This is a genomic window from Microbacterium oryzae (genome assembly GCF_009735645.1).
GTDB classification, from domain to species: domain Bacteria; phylum Actinomycetota; class Actinomycetes; order Actinomycetales; family Microbacteriaceae; genus Microbacterium; species Microbacterium oryzae.
In genome coordinates, this window is the sequence record NZ_CP032550.1 from 1,584,375 (window position 1) to 1,603,076 (window position 18,702).

Consider the following 18,702-nt stretch of genomic DNA (forward strand, 5'->3'; position numbering starts at 1 on the left):
GTATCAGGACGGGAAGTCGGGTCAGAGGGACTCTTCGTCGTAGCCGCTGTAGAAGCCGGTGCCGTCGAAACCGGGCACCGAGTCCTTCAGCGACAGACCGAGCGAGACGAGCTTGTCGCGCACCTCGTCGACCGACTTCTGACCGAAGTTGCGGATGTTCATGAGCTGCGTCTCCGAGAGGGCGACGAGCTCGCTGACCGTGTTGATTCCCTCGCGCTTGAGGCAGTTGTACGAGCGGACCGACAGGTCGAGGTCCTCGATCGGCATCGACAGCTCGTTCGAGAGCACGGTCTCGACCGGCGCGGGGCCGATCTCGATGCCCTCGGCCTCGACGTTCAGCTCGCGGGCGAGACCGAACAGCTCGACGAGCGTGCGACCGGCCGAAGCGACGGCGTCGCGCGGCAGCATCGAGGCCTTCGTCTCGACATCCAGGATCAGCTTGTCGAAGTCGGTGCGCTCACCGGCACGGGTGGCGTCGACGCGGTAGCTGACCTTGAACACCGGCGAGTAGATCGAGTCGACGGGGATCTGGCCCGCCTCCGCGTACTCGTTGCGGTTCTGCGTCGCCGAGACGTAGCCGCGGCCGCGCTCGATCGTGAGCTCGAGCTCGAACTTGGCGTCCGAGTTGAGCGTCGCGATGACGAGCTCGGGGTTGTGGACCTCGACGCCGGCCGGAGCCGAGATGTCGGCGGCCGTGACCTCGCCCGCACCCGTCTTGCGCAGGTAGGCCGTGATCGGCTCGTCGCGCTCGCTCGAGACGACCAGCTGCTTGATGTTGAGGATGATCTCGGTGACATCCTCCTTCACGCCGGGGATGGTGCTGAACTCGTGCAGCACGCCGTCGATCCGGATGCTCGTGACCGATGCACCGGGAATCGACGAGAGCAGGCTGCGACGGAGCGCGTTGCCGATCGTGTAGCCGAAGCCGGGCTCGAGCGGCTCGATGACGAACCGGCTGCGGAACTCGGAGATCTTCTCCTCGGTGAGGGTCGGACGCTGTGCGATGAGCACTATGTGTTCCTTTCGATCAAGTGCCCGCTATATGACACTTGCGTGGATGAGAGGTCGTGAGGGGTACTCGGCACCCAGCTCGCGCCGGGCGTGAACGGCGAATGCGCCGGGGTGCTCGTAACGAGCACCCCGGCGAAGTCGGTTCTCAGACGCGGCGACGCTTCGGCGGACGGCAGCCGTTGTGGGCCTGCGGCGTCACATCCTGGATCGACCCGACCTCGAGGCCGGCGGCCTGAAGCGAGCGGATCGCGGTCTCGCGGCCCGAGCCCGGGCCCTTCACGAACACGTCGACCTTCTTGACGCCGTGCTCCTGCGCCTGACGCGCAGCAGCCTCGGCAGCGAGGCCGGCAGCGAACGGCGTCGACTTGCGCGAGCCCTTGAAGCCCACGCCACCCGACGAGGTCCAGCTGATGACAGCGCCGGACGGGTCGGTGATCGAGACGATCGTGTTGTTGAACGTCGACTTGATGTGGGCCTGGCCCAGCGCGATGTTCTTCTTTTCCTTGCGGCGCGGCTTGCGCGCTGCGGACTTCGGTGCAGCCATGTTGTTCTCCTAAACCTATCCGCGCGCCTTAGCGGGCCTTCTTCTTACCGGCAACGGTGCGCTTCGGACCCTTGCGCGTACGCGCGTTGGTCTTCGTGCGCTGACCGCGGACCGGGAGACCGCGACGGTGGCGCAGACCCTCGTAGGAGCCGATCTCGACCTTGCGGCGGATGTCGGCAGCGACCTCACGGCGGAGGTCACCCTCAACCTTGTAGGTGCCCTCGATGTGGTCACGCAGCGCGACGAGCTGGTCGTCGGAGAGGTCCTTCACGCGGACGTCGGGGCTGATGCCCGTGGCCGCGAGGATCTCGTTCGAGCGGGTACGGCCAACGCCGTAGATGTACGTGAGTGCGATCACCACGCGCTTGTCGCGCGGGATGTCGACGCCGGCAAGACGTGCCATGCGGTTCTCCTGTTGCTATGTGGAGGTGTGGAGCAGGATCGGTGCCCGGGCCTCCGCCCCGAGGTGTCCCCCGCCTGAGCGGGTTCTGATCCTGCCGAATTCAGTTGCCGGTATCGGCCGAGCTCAGCCCTGGCGCTGCTTGTGGCGCGGGTTGCTCTTGCAGATGACCATGACGCGGCCGTGACGGCGGATCACCTTGCAGTGGTCGCAGATCGGCTTGACGCTGGGGTTGACCTTCATGATGCTTCCTATTCGCTGTCTTCGTACCGGCGTCGCCTCGCGACGCAGCCGGTCGTTACTTCTCGACCGGTCAGCGGTAGCGGTAGACGATGCGGCCGCGCGTCAGGTCGTAGGGGCTGAGCTCCACGACCACACGGTCTTCGGGGATGATGCGGATGTAGTTCTGCCGCATCTTGCCGGAGATCGTTGCGAGCACCTTGTGCCCTGCGGGCTTGTCGAGCTCGACACGGAACATCGCGTTCGGCAGCGCCTCGACGATGGTCCCCTCGGACTCGATGACTCCGTCTTTCTTCGCCATATCCTCGCTCGCGCTTGCTGCAGACCGGTCGGTCTGCGGTGGTTGGGTGATGGTGCCGGATGGCCGTCGGAACGACACGCCGGAATGAGGCGCAAGGCACCAAAGATCAATGGTATGTCACGTCGGGCGTGTCGGCAACCTCGGCGTGTCGGATGGCCGGGCCGGCTTCCGCGTCGCGGGCGGCGGGGCCATCCGGACTAGCGCTCGGAACACTAGGACTAGTGCTCGTCGCCGAGGCTAGCGCTCCGAGCACTAGTCTCGCCGACGAACGCTAGCCTCGCGCGAGGCTAGTGCTCCGAACGCTAGTCCGGTGCCCGCCCGCGTGCCCGCCCGCGGTGCCCGCCGCCGCCGCGACGACGACCCGCTACTTCGCGAGCAGGGGCTCCAGGTCCGTCTCGGGGCCCTGGAACGTCAGCTGCACGAACTCGTCGTTCACCATGATCGTCGGCGTCGAGATGCCACCGGCGCCCGGCGCGATCGGGGTCTCCTCGGTGCGCTCGGCGACGTAGTCCGAGTACTCGTGGTCGGCGATGCACGACGCGGCGTCGCCGGCGCCGACCTCGTCCGCGAACTTCGCGAGCTCGTCGTCCGACAGACCCTTCGACGACTCCGCCGGCTGGTTGTCGAACAGGCGGTCGACGTACGAGTAGAACGCGTCGGGGTTCGTCTCGGCCACGCAGTACGCGGCGCTCGCGGCGCGGGTGGAGTACTGCGTGCCCTGCGAGGCGTTGTCGAGGATCGAGATCGGGTGGATGACGAGGGTCGCCTCGCCCGCCTTCACCTTCTCGCCGACGTACTCGCTGTAGCCCTCCCAGTACTGGCTGCAGTACGGGCACATGAAGTCCACGTACTCCTCGATGACGTCCGGGCCGTCGCCGATGCTGATGCCGCCCGTCTCCTCGTTCACGACGCCGGCGGCCGGAGCCTCGGCGGGCGCGGTCGCGGCGTTGTTCATCGTGACGACGAGCGCGCCGACGCCGACGATCGCCACGACGACGATCAGGGAGATGACGATGGCGAACCAGTTCGTCTTCTTGCCAGGGGTAGCCATCATCACGTCAGTTCTCTTTCGAAAAGGTCAGGCGAGCGGGGCGGGGACGACGCCGAACGGGGCAAGGCCCGCGGCTCCGCCATCGGGCGCGGTGAGCACCCAGATGCCGCCATCATGCACGGCGACACTGTGCTCCCAGTGGGAGCCGTCGCTGCCGTCGACGGTCGACACGGTCCAGTCGTCGTCCTCCACGAAGACGTCCTCGGAGCCCGACGTCATCATCGGCTCGATGCACACCGTGAGCCCGGGGCGCACGTCGGCGCCGCGCTCCTCGGTGCGGTAGTTGAAGATCGACGGCGCCTCGTGCATCTTGCGTCCGATGCCGTGGCCCACGTAGTCCCGCAGGATGCCGGCCGGCTTCCCCGACGACAGCGGGTTCGCCTCGATGTGGTCCTGGATGGCCGCGCCCACCTCGCCGAGGTGGCTCGCCGTCGCGAGGGCGGCGATCCCCGCCCACATCGACCCCTCGGTCACGCGAGAGAGCTCCTCACGGCGAGCGGCGACATCCGGGTCTCCCCCGGGAACGACGATCGTGATCGCGGAATCGCCGTTCCAGCCATCCGCCGTCTCGGCCCCGCTGTCTATGGAGACGATGTCACCCGGCTGGATGACCCGCTCCCCCGGGATGCCGTGCACGACCTGGTCGTTCACCGAGATGCAGGTGGTGTGGCGGTACCCGCGCACCATCTGGAAGTTCGAGCGCGCGCCGCGGCCGGTGATCACCTGGTTCGCGATCGCGTCGAGCTCGCCGGTCGTCATGCCGGGTCGGATGGCCCGGCGCACCTCGTCGAGGGAGGCTGCGGTGATGAGGCCGGGTGCGACCATCCCCCGCAGCTGCGCGGCGTTCTTGTAGGGCGAGCGGCGGAACACGCTCACGCGGCCACGCGCACGATGCCGCGCGCCTCGAGGGCGTCGAAGATGCGCGCGGTGATCTCGTCAAGCGAGCCGACGCCGTCGATGCGGTCGACGATGCCGCGCTCCCCGTACACGTCGAGGATGGGCGCGGTCTCCGACTCGTAGATGTCGAGGCGCTTGGAGATCGCCTCCTCCGTGTCGTCGCTGCGGCCCTGCTCGGCGGCGCGCTTGGCGATGCGGGCGATCGACTCCTCGCGCGGCACGTCGAGGAGGATCACCGCGTCGAGCTGCTCGCCGCGGTCGGAGAGGAATGCGTCGAGATCGCGCACCTGCGCGGCGTTGCGGGGGTAGCCATCCAGGAGGAAGCCTTCGGCCGCGTCGTCCTGCGCGAGCCGGTCGCGCACGATCTCGCTGGTGACCTCGTCGGGCACGAGGTTGCCGGCGTCGGTGATCGCCTGCACCTTGCGGCCGAGCTCGGTGCCCTGGGCGATGTTCGCCCGGAAGATGTCGCCCGTGGAGACGACGGGGACGTCGAAGGCCGAGGCCACGAGCACGCCCTGCGTGCCCTTGCCCGAGCCCTGCGGGCCGACGATGAGAAGACGGGGCGCTGTCATCGGAGGAGTCCTTCGTAGTGGCGCTGCTGCAGCTGCGCGTCGATCTGCTTCACCGTCTCGAGGCCGACGCCGACCATGATGAGGATCGACGCGCCGCCGAACGGGAAGTTCTGGTTGGCGCCCACGGTCGCGAGGGCCACGAGCGGGATGAGGGCGACGAGACCGAGGTAGATCGCGCCGGGGAGCGTGATGCGGGTCAGCACGTACTCCAGGTACTCGGCGGTGGGGCGCCCGGCGCGGATGCCGGGGATGAACCCGCCGTACTTCTTCATGTTGTCGGCGACCTCGATCGGGTTGAACGTGATCGAGACGTAGAAGTACGTGAAGCCGATGATAAGGAGGAAGTACACCAGCATGTAGATCAGGTTGTCGCCCGTGGTCAGGTTGTTGTTGATCCACTGGACCCAGCCGGGTAGGTTGCCGTCGGCGTCGGGCGTCGAGTTGAACTGCGCGATGAGCGACGGGATGTACAGCAGCGACGAGGCGAAGATGACGGGCACGACGCCGGCCATGTTCACCTTGATCGGGATGTACGTGTTCGTGCCGCCGTAGGTGCGACGTCCGACCATCCGCTTGGCGTACTGCACGGGCACGCGACGCTGCGACTGCTCGACGAAGACGACCGCGGCGATGATGACGACGCCGATGACCAGCACGAGGAGGAAGATCTCGAAGCCGCGCGCCTGCCAGATGGCCCACATGGCGGCGGGGAACGAGGCGGCGATCGAGGTGAAGATCAGCAGCGACATGCCGTTGCCGACGCCGCGCTCGGTGACGAGCTCGGCGAACCACATGATGAGGCCGGTGCCGGCGGTCAGCGTGATCACGATGAGCAGCTGCGCCCACCACACGTCGTTCGTGAGGACGTTCACGCACTCGGGCACGCCGGTGGTGCCGAACAGCTGGCCGCTGCGCGCGACCGTGATGAGCGTCGTCGACTGCAGCAGCGCGAGCGCGATCGTGAGGTACCGGGTGTACTGCGTCAGACGCGCCTGGCCGGCCTGACCCTCCTTGTAGAGGGCCTCGAAGTGCGGGATGACCACGCGCAGCAGCTGCGTGATGATCGTCGCGGTGATGTAGGGCATGACGCCCAGCGCGAAGATCGACAGCTGGAGCAGGGCGCCGCCCGAGAAGAGGTTCACCAGCGAGAGGAGTCCCTGGGTGCCCGAGGTCTGGTCGATGCAGCTCTGCACGTTCGGGAAGTTGACGAACGGCGCGGGGATGTGAGCGCCGAAGCGGTAGATCGCGATGATCCCGAGCGTGAAGCCGATCTTCCGCCGCAGATCCGGCGTGCGGAAGATCCGCGCGATAGCGCTGAACAAGGAAGGGCCTCCCAGTGGAATGGAGTGGCGGCCCGACGAAAGAGGGCGCACCGATCTCCAGAGTAACGGAAAGGGCCGGAGGCGCATGCCTCCGGCCCTCTCGCGCGGTGTTACTTGATGCTGCCGCCGGCGGCGACGATCTTCTGCTCAGCCGAGCCGGAGACCTTGTCCACCGACACCGTCAGTGCGACGGAGATGTCGCCGTTGCCGAGGACCTTGACCTTCTCGTTCTTGCGAACGGCGCCCTTGGCCACGAGGTCGGCGATGGTCACATCGCCACCCTGCGGGTAGAGCTCCGCGAGCTTGTCCAGGTTCACGACCTGGTACTCCACGCGGAAGGGGTTCTTGAAGCCGCGGAGCTTCGGGGTGCGCATGTGCAGCGGCATCTGCCCACCCTCGAAGCCGACGCGCACGGTGTTGCGGGCACGCGTGCCCTTGGTGCCACGACCGGCCGTCTTGCCCTTCGAGCCCTCACCGCGACCCTTGCGGGTCTTCGCGGTGTTGGCGCCCGGAACGGGGCGGAGGTGGTGGGCCTTCAGCACGCCGGGGCGCTGCTCGTTGCTCTCAGCCATCAGTCGATCTCCTCAACATTCACGAGGTGAGCGACCGCGCGGACGTAGCCGCGGGTCTGAGCGTCGTCGGGACGGACGACCGAGTCGCCGATCCGCTTGAGACCCAGGCTGCGCAGCGTGTGGCGCTGGTTCTGCTTCTCGCTCACCTTGGACTTGATCTGCGTCACCTTCAGACGCGCAGCCATCAGGCACCTGCCTTTGCAGTAGCGGCGGCCTCGGCCTCCGCGCGCACGAGACGAGCCGGGGCGACCTGGTCGAAGTCGAGGCCACGACGCGCGGCGACCGCACGGGGCTCCTCGAGCTGCTTCAGGGCCTCGACCGTGGCGTGCACGATGTTGATCGTGTTCGACGAGCCGAGCGACTTCGACAGCACGTCGTGGATGCCGGCGCACTCGAGCACGGCGCGCACCGGGCCACCGGCGATAACACCGGTACCGGCAGCGGCCGGACGAAGCAGGACGACACCGGCGGCCGCCTCACCCTGCACGGGGTGCGGGATGGTGCTGCCGACGCGGGGAACGCGGAAGAAGTTGCGCTTCGCGTCCTCGACGCCCTTGGAGATGGCCAGGGGCACCTCGCGGGCCTTGCCGTAGCCGACGCCGACCACGCCGTTGCCGTCGCCGACCACCACGAGAGCGGTGAAGCTGAAGCGACGACCGCCCTTGACGACCTTCGACACGCGGTTGATCGTGACGACGCGCTCCAGGAACTGACTGTCGTTGCCACGGCTGTTGCGGTCACGGCCGCCGTTGCCGCGCTGGTCGCGACCGCCGCGGCGAGGCTCGCGCTCGCGGCGCTCCTCGGTCTGCTCGGGCGCTGCCTGGGCAGCGGCTTCGGTGGTCACTTCGGTCTCCTTGATCTCACTCACAGGTTCAGGCCTCCCTCACGGGCGCCATCCGCGATCGCGGCGACACGACCGGCGTAGCGGTTGCCTCCACGGTCGAACACGACGTCGTTGATGCCGGCGGCCTTCGCGCGCTCGGCGACGAGCTCGCCGACCTTGCGGGCCTTGGCGGTCTTGTCACCTTCGAACGAGCGGAGGTCGGTCTCGAGCGTGGACGCGCTGAAGAGCGTGATGCCCTTGCTGTCGTCGACGAGCTGCACGAACACGTGGCGTGCAGAGCGGTTGACGACGAGACGGGGACGCACCTCGGTGCCCACGACCTTCTTGCGAAGGCGAGTGTGGCGACGCGAGCGCGCGACGGACTTCGACTTCACAGCCATGATTACTTACCAGCCTTTCCGGCCTTGCGACGCACGACCTCGCCGGCGTAGCGCACGCCCTTGCCCTTGTACGGCTCGGGCTTGCGGATCTTGCGGATGTTGGCAGCGACCTCGCCGACGGCCTGCTTGTCGATGCCGGCGACGGTGAGGCGGTTGTTGCCCTCGACCGTGAGCGTGATGCCTGCCGGCGGCTCGATGACGACGGGGTGCGAGAAGCCGAGAGCGAACTCGACGGACGAGCCCTTCTGGGCGACGCGGTAACCCGTGCCGACGACCTCGAGGCCCTTGGTGTAGCCCTGGGTCACGCCGATGATGTTGTTGGAGATGAGGGTGCGGGTGAGGCCGTGCAGTGCACGCGACTCACGCTCGTCGTCGGGGCGGGTGACGAGAACCTGGTTCTCCTCGACCTTGACCTCGATCGGCTTGGCCACCGAGAGGGCGAGCTCGCCCTTGGGGCCCTTGACCGCAACCTGCGACCCGTCGACCGTCACAGAGACGCCGGCGGGGATGTCGATGGGAAGACGTCCGATACGCGACATGTTTCGATCACCACACGTAGGCGAGAACTTCTCCGCCCACGCCCTTCTGCTCGGCCTGGCGGTCGGTGAGGAGACCGCTGGAGGTGGAAAGGATGGCGACACCGAGACCGCCGAGCACGCGAGGAAGCTCGGTCGACTTCGCGTACACGCGGAGACCGGGCTTCGAGACGCGCTTGATGCCCGCGATGGAGCGCTCACGGTTCGGGCCGTACTTGAGAGTCAGGGTGAGGGTCTTGCCGACGCGTGCGTCCGACTCCTCCCAAGACTGGATGTAGCCCTCCTGGCGGAGGATGTCGGCGATGTGCGTCTTGAGCTTGCTCGACGGCAGCGACACGCTGTCGTGGTGCGCCGAGTTCGCATTGCGCAGACGGGTCAGCAGATCTGCGACCGGGTCTGTCATTGTCATACGACTTGTCCTTTGTTCATGAGGTTTCGGCTGCCGTTACACGACAGACGACCTTCGATGACCTGCGATTTTCAGTTGTGAGCTCATGCGAGACGCCCCCGCGGCGCGCGGCCGCGGGGGCGAAACGCATCAAGCAAACGCCCTAGTGTATCAGGCCTGCTCGTCGTTCTTGCCGACGAAGGGGAAGCCGAGGTGGCGCAGGAACGCGCGTCCCTCGTCGTCCGTCTTCGCGGAGGTGACGATGGTGATGTCGAAGCCGCGGACGCGGTCGATCCGGTCCTGGTCGATCTCGTGGAAGATCGACTGCTCCTGCACACCGAAGGTGTAGTTGCCGTTGCCGTCGAACTGCTTCGGCGACAGGCCGCGGAAGTCGCGGATGCGGGGCAGCGCCAGCGAGATCAGGCGGTCCAGGAACTCCCACGCGCGGTCACCGCGGAGGGTGACGTGCGCGCCGATGGCCTGGCCCTCACGCAGCTTGAACTGCGCGATCGACTTCTTGGCCTTGGTCACGATGGGCTTCTGGCCGGTGATGGCGGTGAGGTCGGAGACCGCGCCCTCGATGACCTTGCTGTCGCGAGCGGCCTCGCCGACACCCGTGTTCACGACCACCTTGACGAGACCGGGAACCTGCATCGGGTTGGCATAGCCGAACTCGTCCTGCAGCTTCTGACGGATCTCGTCCCGGTAGACCTGCTTCATGCGCGGCTGGATTCGGCCAGTCTGCGCAGCGGTATCCGTGCTCATTGTCAGATGTCCTTACCCGACTTCTTCGCGTAGCGCACGCGAACAGTCTTCTTGACGCCGTTCTTGACCTGCTCCTCGAGACGGAACCCGACACGCGTCGGCTTCTTGGTCTCGGGGTCGACGAGCGCGACGTTGGACACGTGGATCGGGGCCTCGAGGGTCTCGATGCCGCCGGTCTTCGTGCCGCGCTGCGTCTGGCCGACGCGGTTGTGCTTGGTGATGTAGTTGACGCCCTCGACGACGACGCGGTTGCCGCCTTCCAGAACCTCGAGCACCTTGCCCTGCTTGCCGCGGTCTCCACCGCGCTCGGGCTTGGCGCCGGAGATCACCTGGACGAGGTCGCCCTTCTTGATCTTCGCCATGAGTTAGAGCACCTCCGGTGCGAGCGAGACGATCTTCATGAACCGACGGTCACGAAGCTCGCGGCCGACGGGACCGAAGATGCGGGTGCCACGGGGCTCCCCGTCGTTCTTCAGGATGACGGCGGCGTTCTCGTCGAACTTGATGTACGAGCCGTCGGGACGACGCGTCTCCTTGACAGTGCGGACGACGACGGCCTTGACCACGTCGCCCTTCTTCACGTTGCCGCCGGGGATCGCGTCCTTGACGGTGGCGACGATCGTGTCACCGAGACCCGCGTAGCGGCGGCTGGAGCCACCGAGCACGCGGATGGTGAGCAGCTCCTTGGCGCCGGTGTTGTCGGCGACCTTGAGGCGGGATTCGTTCTGAATCACTTGTTACTCCTTGGATTCCAAGCAGGCCCGGAGGCTTACTTGGCCTTCTCGAGGATCTCGACCAGACGCCAGCGCTTGGTGGCGCTCAGCGGACGGGTCTCGTTGATGACCACGAGGTCGCCGATGCCGGCGCTGTTCTGCTCGTCGTGCGCCTTGAGCTTCTTCGTGCGACGGATGACCTTGCCGTAGAGGGGGTGCTTAACGCGGTCCTCGACCTCGACGACGATCGTCTTGTCCATCTTGTCGCTCACGACGTAGCCGCGGACGGACTTGCGGTAACCGCGGTCAGCGGTCTCCTCGGTCTTGTTCTCGGTGGCCATCACTCAGCCTCTCCCTCGGCGGCAGCCGGCGTCTCCGCCTTGTCCGCCTTCTTCGCCTTGGTCTTCTTGGCCTTGGTCTCGACCGGGGCCGGCGTCGCACGGATCCCGAGCTCGCGCTCGCGGATCACGGTGTACAGCCGCGCGATGTCGCGCTTGACCGCACGGATGCGGCCGTGGCTGTCCAGCTGACCGGTGGCCGACTGGAAGCGCAGGTTAAACAGCTCTTCCTTGGCCTTGCGCAGCTCCTCGACGAGGCGCTGGTCTTCGAACGTGTCGAGCTCCTTGGGGGCGAGCTCCTTGGTGCCGATCGCCATTACGCGTCGCCCTCCTCGCGCTTGATGATGCGTGCCTTGAGCGGCAGCTTGTGAATTGCTCGGGTCAGTGCCTCACGGGCGAGCTCCTCCGACACACCGGAGACCTCGAAGAGGACGCGACCCGGCTTGACGTTGGCGACCCACCACTCGGGCGAACCCTTACCGGAACCCATGCGGGTCTCAGCAGGCTTCTTGGTCAGCGGACGGTCGGGGTAGATGTTGATCCACACCTTTCCGCCGCGCTTGATGTGACGCGTCATGGCGATACGAGCGGACTCGATCTGACGGTTCGTCACGTAAGCGGGCGTCAGCGCCTGGATGCCGAAGTCGCCGAAGCTGACCTTCGTGCCGCCGGTGGCCTGGCCATCCCGCTTGGGGTGGTGCTGCTTGCGGTACTTGACCTTGCGAGGGATGAGCATTACGCCGACGCTCCTTCCGCGACCGGCGCTGCCTCGTCGTTGCGACGCGGGCCGCGGCGGCCGCCACGGTCGCGCTGCGAGGAGGGCTTACGCGAAGCCTCTTCACGCGCGAGTTCCTTGTTGGTGAGGTCGCCCTTGTAGATCCAGACCTTCACGCCGATGCGGCCGAAGGTGGTCTTCGCCTCGTAGAAGCCGTAGTCGATGTTCGCGCGCAGCGTGTGCAGCGGCACACGACCCTCGCGGTAGAACTCCGACCGGCTCATCTCGGCGCCGCCGAGACGGCCCGAGACCTGGATCCGGACGCCCTTGGCGCCGGCGCGCTGCGCGCCCTGCAGGCCCTTGCGCATCGCGCGGCGGAACGCCACGCGAGCGGAGAGCTGCTCGGCCACACCCTGAGCGACGAGCTGAGCGTCGGCCTCGGGGTTCTTGACCTCGAGGATGTTCAGCTGGATCTGCTTGCCGGTGAGCTTCTCGAGCTCGCCGCGGATGCGCTCGGCCTCCGCACCACGACGGCCGATGACGATGCCCGGGCGTGCGGTGTGGATGTCGACGCGCACGCGGTCGCGGGTGCGCTCGATCTCGATGCTGCTCACGCCGGCGCGGTCGAGCGACGTGGTGAGCAGCTTGCGGATCCGGATGTCCTCGGCCACGTAGTCGGCATAGCGCTGACCCGGCTTGGTCGAGTCAGAGAACCAGCGCGAGACGTGGTCCGTGGTGATGCCGAGGCGGAAGCCGTACGGGTTTACCTTCTGTCCCATTACTTGCTCGCCTTCTTCTTGCCCGCGGGGGCCACGTCGGCGGCCTCGGGGGTCGAGAGCACGACCGTGATGTGGCTCGTGCGCTTCTTGATCTGGAACGCGCGGCCCTGTGCACGGGGCTGGAAGCGCTTGAGCGTCGTCCCCTCGTCCACGAAGGCGTTCTTCACGTACAGGTCCTGCTCGTTCAGGTACTCACCGGCGTTGCCGGCCTTGACCTGCGCGTTGGCCATAGCCGACTCGACGAGCTTGTAGATCGGGTCCGAGGCGGACTGCTGCGCGAACTTGAGGATCGCGAGAGCCTCCTCGGCCTGCTTGCCCTTGATGAGGGCCACGACACGACGAGCCTTCTGAGGGGTCACGCGGATGTGTCGCACACGTGCGATGGACTCCACCATTTCTCTCTCCTCTCGGTCGCCTTAGCGGCGACGGCCCTTCTTGTCGTCCTTCACGTGGCCGCGGAAGGTGCGGGTGGGCGCGAACTCGCCCAGCTTGTGGCCGACCATGGACTCGGTCACGAACACGGGAACGTGCTTGCGACCGTCGTGCACGGCGATGGTGTGCCCCAGCATCGTGGGGATGATCATCGAACGGCGCGACCAGGTCTTGATGACGTTCTTGGTACCCGCCTCGTTCTGCGAGACAACCTTGCGAAGCAGGTGCTCGTCGACGAAGGGGCCCTTCTTCAGACTGCGTGGCATCTTCTTGACTCCTACTTGCGCTTCTTGCCGGCGTTACGACGACGAACGATGAGCTTGTCGCTTTCCTTGTTCGCGTGGCGGGTACGGCCCTCAGGCTGACCCCACGGCGTCACAGGGTTGCGACCACCGGACGTCTTGCCCTCACCACCACCGTGCGGGTGGTCGACCGGGTTCATGGCGACACCGCGGACGGTCGGGCGAACGCCCTGCCAGCGCTTGCGGCCGGCCTTGCCCCAGTTGATGTTCGACTGCTCGGCGTTGCCGACCTCGCCGATGGTGGCGCGGCAGCGTGCGTCGACGTTGCGGACCTCACCGGAGGGCAGACGGAGCTGCGCGTAGGGGCCATCCTTCGCGACGAGACGCACCGAGGCGCCCGCCGAGCGAGCCAGCTTCGCGCCGCCGCCGGGACGGAGCTCGATGGCGTGGATGACGGTACCCGTGGGGATGTTGCGCAGCGGCAGGTTGTTGCCGGGCTTGATATCAGCGCCGGCACCCGACTCGACGACATCGCCCTGACGCAGCTTCTCGGGCGCGAGGATGTAGCGCTTCTCGCCGTCGAAGTAGTGCAGGAGCGCGATGCGCGCGGTGCGGTTGGGGTCGTACTCGATGTGAGCGACCTTCGCGTTGATTCCGTCCTTATCGTTGCGACGGAAGTCGATCACGCGGTACTGGCGCTTGTGGCCACCACCGATGTGACGCGTGGTGATGCGGCCCTGGTTGTTACGTCCGCCGGTCTTGGCGAGCGGGCGAAGCAGGGACTTCTCAGGCGTCGAGCGCGTGATCTCAGCGAAGTCAGCCACCGACGAGCCGCGGCGACCCGGGGTCGTGGGCTTGTAGTTGCGAATAGCCATTTCTCTCTATTCCTCCTGGCCGTCTCAGCTGACAGCCGTGAAGATGTCGATGGTGCCCGACTTGAGGGTCACGATGGCGCGCTTGGTGTCCTTGCGCTTGCCCGTGCCGAAGCGGGTGCGGCGAGTCTTGCCGACGCGGTTGATCGTGTTCACCGAGGCGACCTTCACATCGAAGATCTTCTCGATCGCGAGCTTGATCTCCGACTTGTTCGAGCGGGGGTCCACGATGAACGTGTACTTGCCCTCGTCGATCAGGCCGTAGCTCTTCTCAGAGACGACCGGCGCGATGATGACATCGCGGGGGTCCTTGTTGAGAGCGGTCATGCCGAGACCTCCTGAATGGCGCCGGTCTTCTGCGCGATGAACGCGTCGATCGCGGCCTTCGTGAACACGACGTCGTCAGACGTGACCACGTCGTATGCGTTGAGCTGGTCAGCGGACAGGACGTGGACGTTGCGCAGGTTGCGCACGCTCAGCCATCCGAAGTCATCGGTGCGGTCGAGCACGATGAGGACCTTCTTCGACGTGGTGACCTGCGCGATGAACGACGCAGCAGCCTTCGTCGAGGGCTTCTCGGTGCCGAACGCGTCGACGACGTGCAGGCGGCCGCCGCGGAGACGGTCGCTGAGCACGCCCGCGAGGGCGGCGGCGATCATCTTCTTGGGGGTGCGCTGCGAGTAGTCGCGCGGCTTCGGACCGTGGACGATGCCACCACCGGTCATGTGCGGCGCACGGATCGAGCCCTGACGGGCGTTACCCGTGCCCTTCTGCTTGAAGGGCTTGCGGCCGGCACCGGAGACCTCACCGCGACGCTTGGTCGAGTGGGTGCCCTGGCGAGCCGCCGCGAGCTGCGCGACGACGACCTGGTGGATCAGCGGGATGTTCGTCTTGGCGTCGAACACCGAAGCGGGAAGCTCGACCGTGCCGGTCTTGCTGCCATCGGTGCTGAGGACGTCGAGAGCGAGAGTCGAGTCAGCCATCTGTCTCAGGCCCCCTTCACAGCGTTGCGGACGAAGACGACCCGGCCGCGCGCACCGGGGACGGCGCCCTTGACGAGCAGCAGACCCTTCTCGGCGTCGACGGCGTGGACCGTGAGGTTGAGGACGGTCACGCGCTCGCCACCCATACGGCCGGCCATGCGCATGCCCTTGAAGACGCGGCTCGGGGTCGACGAGGCGCCGATCGAACCGGGCTTGCGGTGGTTGCGGTGCGCACCGTGCGAAGCGGAGACGCCCTTGAAGTTGTGGCGCTTCATGACACCCGCGGTGCCCTTGCCCTTGCTGGTGCCGACGACGTCGACCAGCTGGCCGGCCTCGAACACTCCGTCAACCGTGAGCTCCTGGCCCAGGCTGTAGTCGGCAGCGTCCGCGGTGCGGAGCTCGGTGAGGTGACGACGGGGCGTCACGCCAGCGGCCTCGAAGTGGGCCGTCAGGGGCTTGTTCACCTTGCGGGGGTCGACCTGGCCGTAGCCGATCTGAACGGCGTTGTAGCCGTCCTTCTCGAGCGAACGGATCTGGGTCACCACGTTGGGAGCGAGCTCGATCACCGTGACGGGGATGAGCTTGCCGTTCTCGTTCCAGACCTGGGTCATCCCGAGCTTGGTGCCCAGGAGGCCCTTCGAAACCTTGTTGTTGATGTCAGCCATGTCGAACCTCAGAGCTTGATCTCAATGTTGACGTCAGCAGGGAGGTCCAGGCGCATGAGCGAGTCGACCGCCTTGGGGGTCGGGTCGACGATGTCGATGAGGCGCTTGTGGGTGCGCATCTCGAAGTGCTCGCGGCTGTCCTTGTACTTGTGGGGCGAACGGATGACCGCCACGACGTTCTTCTCCGTCGGGAGCGGCACCGGGCCGACGACCTGAGCGCCGGCACGGGTCACCGTGTCGACGATCTTGCGCGCCGACGAGTCGATGACCTCGTGGTCATACGACTTCAGGCGAATGCGGATCTTCTGTCCCGCCATTGTCTGTCTCTCTTTCCGCGTCATACCTCACGGGCATTGGACGCACTGCGGCGCGGGGCGCGCCTTCGGCACATTCGAGGCCGCCCGGAGGCGGCTCATGCTGCACCACTGTTCTGCTGTCAATCGGCCATCCGGAGACGACCGCAGCCGCACTTCTCCCCCGGAGGAGGAGGTGGGGTTGTGTTGTTCTGCTGCCCGCGGCCTAGAACTCTGCGCGATCCCGCGCTGTCTATGCACTGCCCTGGCAGTGATCCGGCCGCACCGAAGCGCGCACCGGAATGTGGAACCTGTCTATTCTGCCATCCGTTCCCATCCTCCCGCAACCCGGGCGTGTCGTGCGGCGCGCCCTGTCGGGAGTAAGGAAGACCGGGCAGCGCGCGGCTCGCTCTCGGGTGCTTCACATGCCCGCATCCGGGGCCGCTCGCCCGGGTACGGGAAAGGCCCCGGACGACATGCGTCCGGGGCCCTTCATCGCGAGGCTCAGTACCAGCCGGTGGACTGAGAGTGGCCCCACGCACCGCACGGGGTGCCGTAGCTGCCGGCGATGTAGCCGAGGCCCCACGCGATCTGCGTCGCGGGGTTCGTCTGCCAGTCGGCGCCGGCGCTGGCCATCTTGCTGCCGGGCAGCGACTGCGGGATGCCGTAGGCGCCGCTGGAGGGGTTCATGGCCGAGGGGTTCCAGCCGGACTCCTTGTTCCAGAGCGACACGAGGCACTGGAACTCGCCCTCGCCCCAGCCGTACTGGTTCGCGGCCATGTCGCGGGCGATCGACTGCGGGTCCCCGCCGCTGAACGTCTGCGCGGGCGCCTGCTCGGGAGCGGGAGCGGCGGGCTGCTCGGGCGCTGCGGGCGCCGGAGCAGCCTGCTCCTGCGCGGCCTGCTCCTGCGCGGCCTGCTCCTGCGCGGCCTGCTCGGCAGCGGCCTGCTCAGCGGCGGCCTTCTCGGCAGCAGCCTTCTCCTCCGCGGCCTTCTTCTCGGCAGCAGCCTTCTCCTCGGCGGCCTTCTTCTCCGCAGCGGCCTTCTTCGCGGCGGCGATCTCGGCGTCGGCCTTGTCCGCGGCGGCGGTGTTGGCGACGACGGCCTTGGTCTCGGCCTCGGCCTCGTCGGCCACGCCCAGCACCACGATGGCGGGGAGCTTGTCGTAGTCCTCGAGCTTCTGGACGTATGCGTCCAGGCGCTTGGTGTTGACCGTCGGGTGCGCCTCATCGATGGCGGCCTGCGCGTCGTCCAGCGCGACCTTCGCGTCACCGGCGGCCTCGGCGATCGTGGCGGCGGCCGTCACGGTGCCGGCGTCACGCGGCGCCGGAGCGAGCTCGGCGGCCGCGGCCGCGACGCTTCCGCTGGCGGCGGTCATGAACAGGGCGAGTGCGGCGCCGATCGACACGCGACGGCGGCGGCGGCGATCCTTCTCCTGCCGAAGGAGCGCGAGGTGATTCGGTCGGGGGAACGGGGTGAGAAGGGGCTCACCCGCTTCAAGCGTGCGGGGCATTCACAGTCCTGTCTTGGGGGAATCTGCCGCGTTCGGGCGCGGCTACAAGACGAAGACCCTGGCGGCGGAGTCTGAGTGCCCACTGCGTGCGTCATGGGAGGTGCGTGGATCACCCCCTCGCGAAGATCACGGAAGGTAACGGAAATATAACGGCCGATCCGCATGCTGACGCGGATCGCGCGGGGTGGCCATCCGTAACCGAAACGAGACCCTGGCAGTTGCCTGAGAATGCCGTCAGACGATGTCGTTTCGTCGCGGGGACACCGTTTGGCAGGGTATCCGCCGGGCGTCGGGGAGGAGATGCGCACCCAGGAGGAGGCTCCTCGGGATGGACCTCCTCCCCTGCGCTCATCTCCTCCCGACGGCGCGGATGGCCGGGGCCACGTCGTGTGCACAGGCCCGCTGGATGCGGCGTGTCGGTCCGAGGAATCAGCCACCGCCATCCGCGATCATCGGTTCGCTGCAGATTGAGGGCATGAGCACTCCCCCGGGCCCCATGCGGCGACTTCTCGCGGAAGTCCGCCGTCGTCACGGCATCGCTCGCGTCGCGGACCTGCGCGATGCGGGCGTGGGCCGTCGTGCCATGGACGACGCGGTGGCGATGCGCCTCGCCATCCGTCCCCGGCGAGGCTGGCTCGCACTGCCGCAGTGCGACCCGGTGCTCGTCGCCGCGGCGCGCGATGGCGTGATCCTCACGTGCCTGTCCGCCGCTCGGCTTCAGGGGCTGTGGACCCGCGACGTCTCAGCCGACCACGTGGCCGCTCCCTCGCACGCGGGGCACGTCCGGCGTGAGGCCGCGCGCATCCACTGGTGCCAGCCGCTCGTGCCTCGCGCACCCGGATCCCTGGTGGACCCCATCGAGAACGTGCTCGCGATCGTCGCGGAGTGCCAGCCCTTCGAGGAGGCGCGCGCCATCTGGGAGTCCGCGCTGCATCATCGCAAGGTCGAGATCGGTGCGATGCGCGCGTTCCCGCTGAAGCCCGCGGTGCGTCGACTCGCCGACCTCGTCACGCCCTTCGCCGACGAGGGCACCGAATCCACGTTCCTCCAGCGCATCAGCTGGATGCCCATCCGCATCGTGCCGCAGGTGGTGCTGCTCGGGCGACGGGTCGACTTCCTCCTCGGCGAACGCCTCATCGTCCAGATCGACGGCGGACACCACGTGGGCCGCAAGCGCGCGGACGACATCGCGCACGATGCGCAGCTCCGCCTGCACGGCTACCACGTGATCCGGATCTCCTACGGGCAGATCTTCGACGAATGGCCCATGGTGCAGGACCTCATCCTGCGGAGCATCGCGCAGGGCCTGCACCTGGCGCGCTGAGGTATGGGTGC

General features: G+C 67.2%; 31 protein-coding genes. 1 reads left to right on the plus strand and 30 read right to left on the minus strand.

Features of this window, described 5'->3' with window-relative positions; all coding sequences use genetic code 11:
• Positions 1 to 21: 21 nt before the first annotated feature.
• The 30 genes from D7D94_RS07390 to D7D94_RS14360 form a co-directional block, all read right to left on the minus strand.
• The gene (locus D7D94_RS07390) at positions 22 to 1,011 is read right to left on the minus strand and encodes a DNA-directed RNA polymerase subunit alpha (protein ID WP_156242001.1); all 990 of its coding nucleotides are present in this window, start codon (positions 1,009 to 1,011) and stop codon (positions 22 to 24) included.
• A 145-nt stretch (positions 1,012 to 1,156) separates the two neighbouring features.
• Positions 1,157 to 1,555 (minus strand): 30S ribosomal protein S11, encoded by a 399-nt coding sequence (gene rpsK / locus D7D94_RS07395; RefSeq protein WP_156242002.1) that lies wholly within the window; start codon positions 1,553 to 1,555, stop codon positions 1,157 to 1,159.
• A 28-nt stretch (positions 1,556 to 1,583) separates the two neighbouring features.
• Positions 1,584 to 1,958, minus strand: coding sequence for a 30S ribosomal protein S13 (gene rpsM, locus D7D94_RS07400; RefSeq protein WP_156242003.1), 375 nt, complete (start codon positions 1,956 to 1,958; stop codon positions 1,584 to 1,586).
• A gap of 123 nt (positions 1,959 to 2,081) precedes the next feature.
• Complete coding sequence (gene rpmJ / locus D7D94_RS07405) at positions 2,082 to 2,198, minus strand: 50S ribosomal protein L36 (protein WP_005050492.1); 117 nt, start codon at positions 2,196 to 2,198, stop codon at positions 2,082 to 2,084.
• Between the two features lie 70 nt (positions 2,199 to 2,268).
• Entirely contained in the window at positions 2,269 to 2,496 is a 228-nt protein-coding gene (gene infA, locus D7D94_RS07410) for a translation initiation factor IF-1 (protein WP_156242004.1), read from the minus strand.
• A gap of 364 nt (positions 2,497 to 2,860) precedes the next feature.
• Entirely contained in the window at positions 2,861 to 3,550 is a 690-nt protein-coding gene (locus D7D94_RS07415) for a DsbA family protein (protein ID WP_156242005.1), read from the minus strand.
• A 24-nt stretch (positions 3,551 to 3,574) separates the two neighbouring features.
• Positions 3,575 to 4,423: a type I methionyl aminopeptidase gene (gene map, locus D7D94_RS07420; RefSeq protein ID WP_281349276.1), complete on the minus strand. Its 849-nt coding sequence runs from the start codon at positions 4,421 to 4,423 to the stop codon at positions 3,575 to 3,577.
• Positions 4,420 to 5,016 carry an adenylate kinase gene (locus tag D7D94_RS07425; protein WP_156242006.1) on the minus strand — a complete coding sequence of 199 codons (597 nt, stop codon included), beginning with the start codon at positions 5,014 to 5,016 and terminating at the stop codon, positions 4,420 to 4,422. Before D7D94_RS07425 ends, map begins: the two co-directional genes overlap by 4 nt.
• The gene (secY, locus tag D7D94_RS07430) at positions 5,013 to 6,338 is read right to left on the minus strand and encodes a preprotein translocase subunit SecY (protein ID WP_156242007.1); all 1,326 of its coding nucleotides are present in this window, start codon (positions 6,336 to 6,338) and stop codon (positions 5,013 to 5,015) included. The genes D7D94_RS07425 and secY overlap by 4 nt, the downstream gene beginning before the upstream one ends.
• Positions 6,339 to 6,448: 110 nt before the next feature.
• The gene (rplO, locus tag D7D94_RS07435) at positions 6,449 to 6,910 is read right to left on the minus strand and encodes a 50S ribosomal protein L15 (RefSeq protein WP_156242008.1); all 462 of its coding nucleotides are present in this window, start codon (positions 6,908 to 6,910) and stop codon (positions 6,449 to 6,451) included.
• Entirely contained in the window at positions 6,910 to 7,095 is a 186-nt protein-coding gene (gene rpmD, locus D7D94_RS07440; protein WP_156242009.1) for a 50S ribosomal protein L30, read from the minus strand. Before rpmD ends, rplO begins: the two co-directional genes overlap by 1 nt.
• Positions 7,095 to 7,778, minus strand: a complete 684-nt coding sequence (rpsE, locus tag D7D94_RS07445) for a 30S ribosomal protein S5 (protein WP_156242010.1) — start codon at positions 7,776 to 7,778, stop codon at positions 7,095 to 7,097. Before rpsE ends, rpmD begins: the two co-directional genes overlap by 1 nt.
• Positions 7,775 to 8,134 carry a 50S ribosomal protein L18 gene (rplR, locus tag D7D94_RS07450; RefSeq protein WP_156242011.1) on the minus strand — a complete coding sequence of 120 codons (360 nt, stop codon included), beginning with the start codon at positions 8,132 to 8,134 and terminating at the stop codon, positions 7,775 to 7,777. The genes rpsE and rplR overlap by 4 nt, the downstream gene beginning before the upstream one ends.
• Before the next feature lie 2 nt (positions 8,135 to 8,136).
• Complete coding sequence (gene rplF / locus D7D94_RS07455; RefSeq protein ID WP_156242012.1) at positions 8,137 to 8,673, minus strand: 50S ribosomal protein L6; 537 nt, start codon at positions 8,671 to 8,673, stop codon at positions 8,137 to 8,139.
• 7 nt (positions 8,674 to 8,680) lie between these two features.
• Positions 8,681 to 9,079, minus strand: a complete 399-nt coding sequence (gene rpsH, locus D7D94_RS07460) for a 30S ribosomal protein S8 (RefSeq protein ID WP_156242013.1) — start codon at positions 9,077 to 9,079, stop codon at positions 8,681 to 8,683.
• 150 nt (positions 9,080 to 9,229) lie between these two features.
• Positions 9,230 to 9,823: a 50S ribosomal protein L5 gene (gene rplE / locus D7D94_RS07465; RefSeq protein ID WP_156242014.1), complete on the minus strand. Its 594-nt coding sequence runs from the start codon at positions 9,821 to 9,823 to the stop codon at positions 9,230 to 9,232.
• Between the two features lie 2 nt (positions 9,824 to 9,825).
• Positions 9,826 to 10,185, minus strand: coding sequence for a 50S ribosomal protein L24 (gene rplX / locus D7D94_RS07470; protein WP_156242015.1), 360 nt, complete (start codon positions 10,183 to 10,185; stop codon positions 9,826 to 9,828).
• A gap of 3 nt (positions 10,186 to 10,188) precedes the next feature.
• On the minus strand, positions 10,189 to 10,557 hold the full coding sequence (gene rplN / locus D7D94_RS07475; RefSeq protein ID WP_156242016.1) for a 50S ribosomal protein L14: 369 nt from the start codon (positions 10,555 to 10,557) through the stop codon (positions 10,189 to 10,191).
• Between the two features lie 35 nt (positions 10,558 to 10,592).
• Positions 10,593 to 10,877 carry a 30S ribosomal protein S17 gene (gene rpsQ / locus D7D94_RS07480; protein ID WP_156242017.1) on the minus strand — a complete coding sequence of 95 codons (285 nt, stop codon included), beginning with the start codon at positions 10,875 to 10,877 and terminating at the stop codon, positions 10,593 to 10,595.
• On the minus strand, positions 10,877 to 11,191 hold the full coding sequence (gene rpmC, locus D7D94_RS07485) for a 50S ribosomal protein L29 (protein ID WP_156242018.1): 315 nt from the start codon (positions 11,189 to 11,191) through the stop codon (positions 10,877 to 10,879). The genes rpsQ and rpmC overlap by 1 nt, the downstream gene beginning before the upstream one ends.
• Positions 11,191 to 11,610 (minus strand): 50S ribosomal protein L16, encoded by a 420-nt coding sequence (gene rplP / locus D7D94_RS07490; RefSeq protein ID WP_156242019.1) that lies wholly within the window; start codon positions 11,608 to 11,610, stop codon positions 11,191 to 11,193. The genes rpmC and rplP overlap by 1 nt, the downstream gene beginning before the upstream one ends.
• Positions 11,610 to 12,368, minus strand: coding sequence for a 30S ribosomal protein S3 (gene rpsC / locus D7D94_RS07495; RefSeq protein ID WP_156242020.1), 759 nt, complete (start codon positions 12,366 to 12,368; stop codon positions 11,610 to 11,612). Before rpsC ends, rplP begins: the two co-directional genes overlap by 1 nt.
• Complete coding sequence (gene rplV / locus D7D94_RS07500; RefSeq protein ID WP_156242021.1) at positions 12,368 to 12,763, minus strand: 50S ribosomal protein L22; 396 nt, start codon at positions 12,761 to 12,763, stop codon at positions 12,368 to 12,370. The genes rpsC and rplV overlap by 1 nt, the downstream gene beginning before the upstream one ends.
• Positions 12,764 to 12,784: 21 nt before the next feature.
• Complete coding sequence (gene rpsS / locus D7D94_RS07505; protein ID WP_156242022.1) at positions 12,785 to 13,066, minus strand: 30S ribosomal protein S19; 282 nt, start codon at positions 13,064 to 13,066, stop codon at positions 12,785 to 12,787.
• Positions 13,067 to 13,077: 11 nt separating this feature from the next.
• On the minus strand, positions 13,078 to 13,917 hold the full coding sequence (rplB, locus tag D7D94_RS07510) for a 50S ribosomal protein L2 (protein ID WP_156242023.1): 840 nt from the start codon (positions 13,915 to 13,917) through the stop codon (positions 13,078 to 13,080).
• A 24-nt stretch (positions 13,918 to 13,941) separates the two neighbouring features.
• Positions 13,942 to 14,241, minus strand: coding sequence for a 50S ribosomal protein L23 (gene rplW / locus D7D94_RS07515; RefSeq protein WP_156242024.1), 300 nt, complete (start codon positions 14,239 to 14,241; stop codon positions 13,942 to 13,944).
• Positions 14,238 to 14,897 (minus strand): 50S ribosomal protein L4, encoded by a 660-nt coding sequence (gene rplD / locus D7D94_RS07520; RefSeq protein WP_156242025.1) that lies wholly within the window; start codon positions 14,895 to 14,897, stop codon positions 14,238 to 14,240. The genes rplW and rplD overlap by 4 nt, the downstream gene beginning before the upstream one ends.
• Before the next feature lie 5 nt (positions 14,898 to 14,902).
• Positions 14,903 to 15,562, minus strand: a complete 660-nt coding sequence (gene rplC / locus D7D94_RS07525; protein WP_156242026.1) for a 50S ribosomal protein L3 — start codon at positions 15,560 to 15,562, stop codon at positions 14,903 to 14,905.
• Positions 15,563 to 15,570: 8 nt separating this feature from the next.
• On the minus strand, positions 15,571 to 15,879 hold the full coding sequence (gene rpsJ, locus D7D94_RS07530; protein WP_156242027.1) for a 30S ribosomal protein S10: 309 nt from the start codon (positions 15,877 to 15,879) through the stop codon (positions 15,571 to 15,573).
• A gap of 480 nt (positions 15,880 to 16,359) precedes the next feature.
• The gene (locus tag D7D94_RS14360; protein ID WP_216648641.1) at positions 16,360 to 17,367 is read right to left on the minus strand and encodes an aggregation-promoting factor C-terminal-like domain-containing protein; all 1,008 of its coding nucleotides are present in this window, start codon (positions 17,365 to 17,367) and stop codon (positions 16,360 to 16,362) included.
• 475 nt (positions 17,368 to 17,842) lie between these two features.
• Here D7D94_RS14360 and D7D94_RS07540 point away from each other — a divergent pair, with 475 nt between their 5' ends.
• Entirely contained in the window at positions 17,843 to 18,691 is an 849-nt protein-coding gene (locus D7D94_RS07540) for a DUF559 domain-containing protein (RefSeq protein ID WP_246171725.1), read from the plus strand.
• The last annotated feature ends 11 nt before the right edge of the window (positions 18,692 to 18,702 follow it).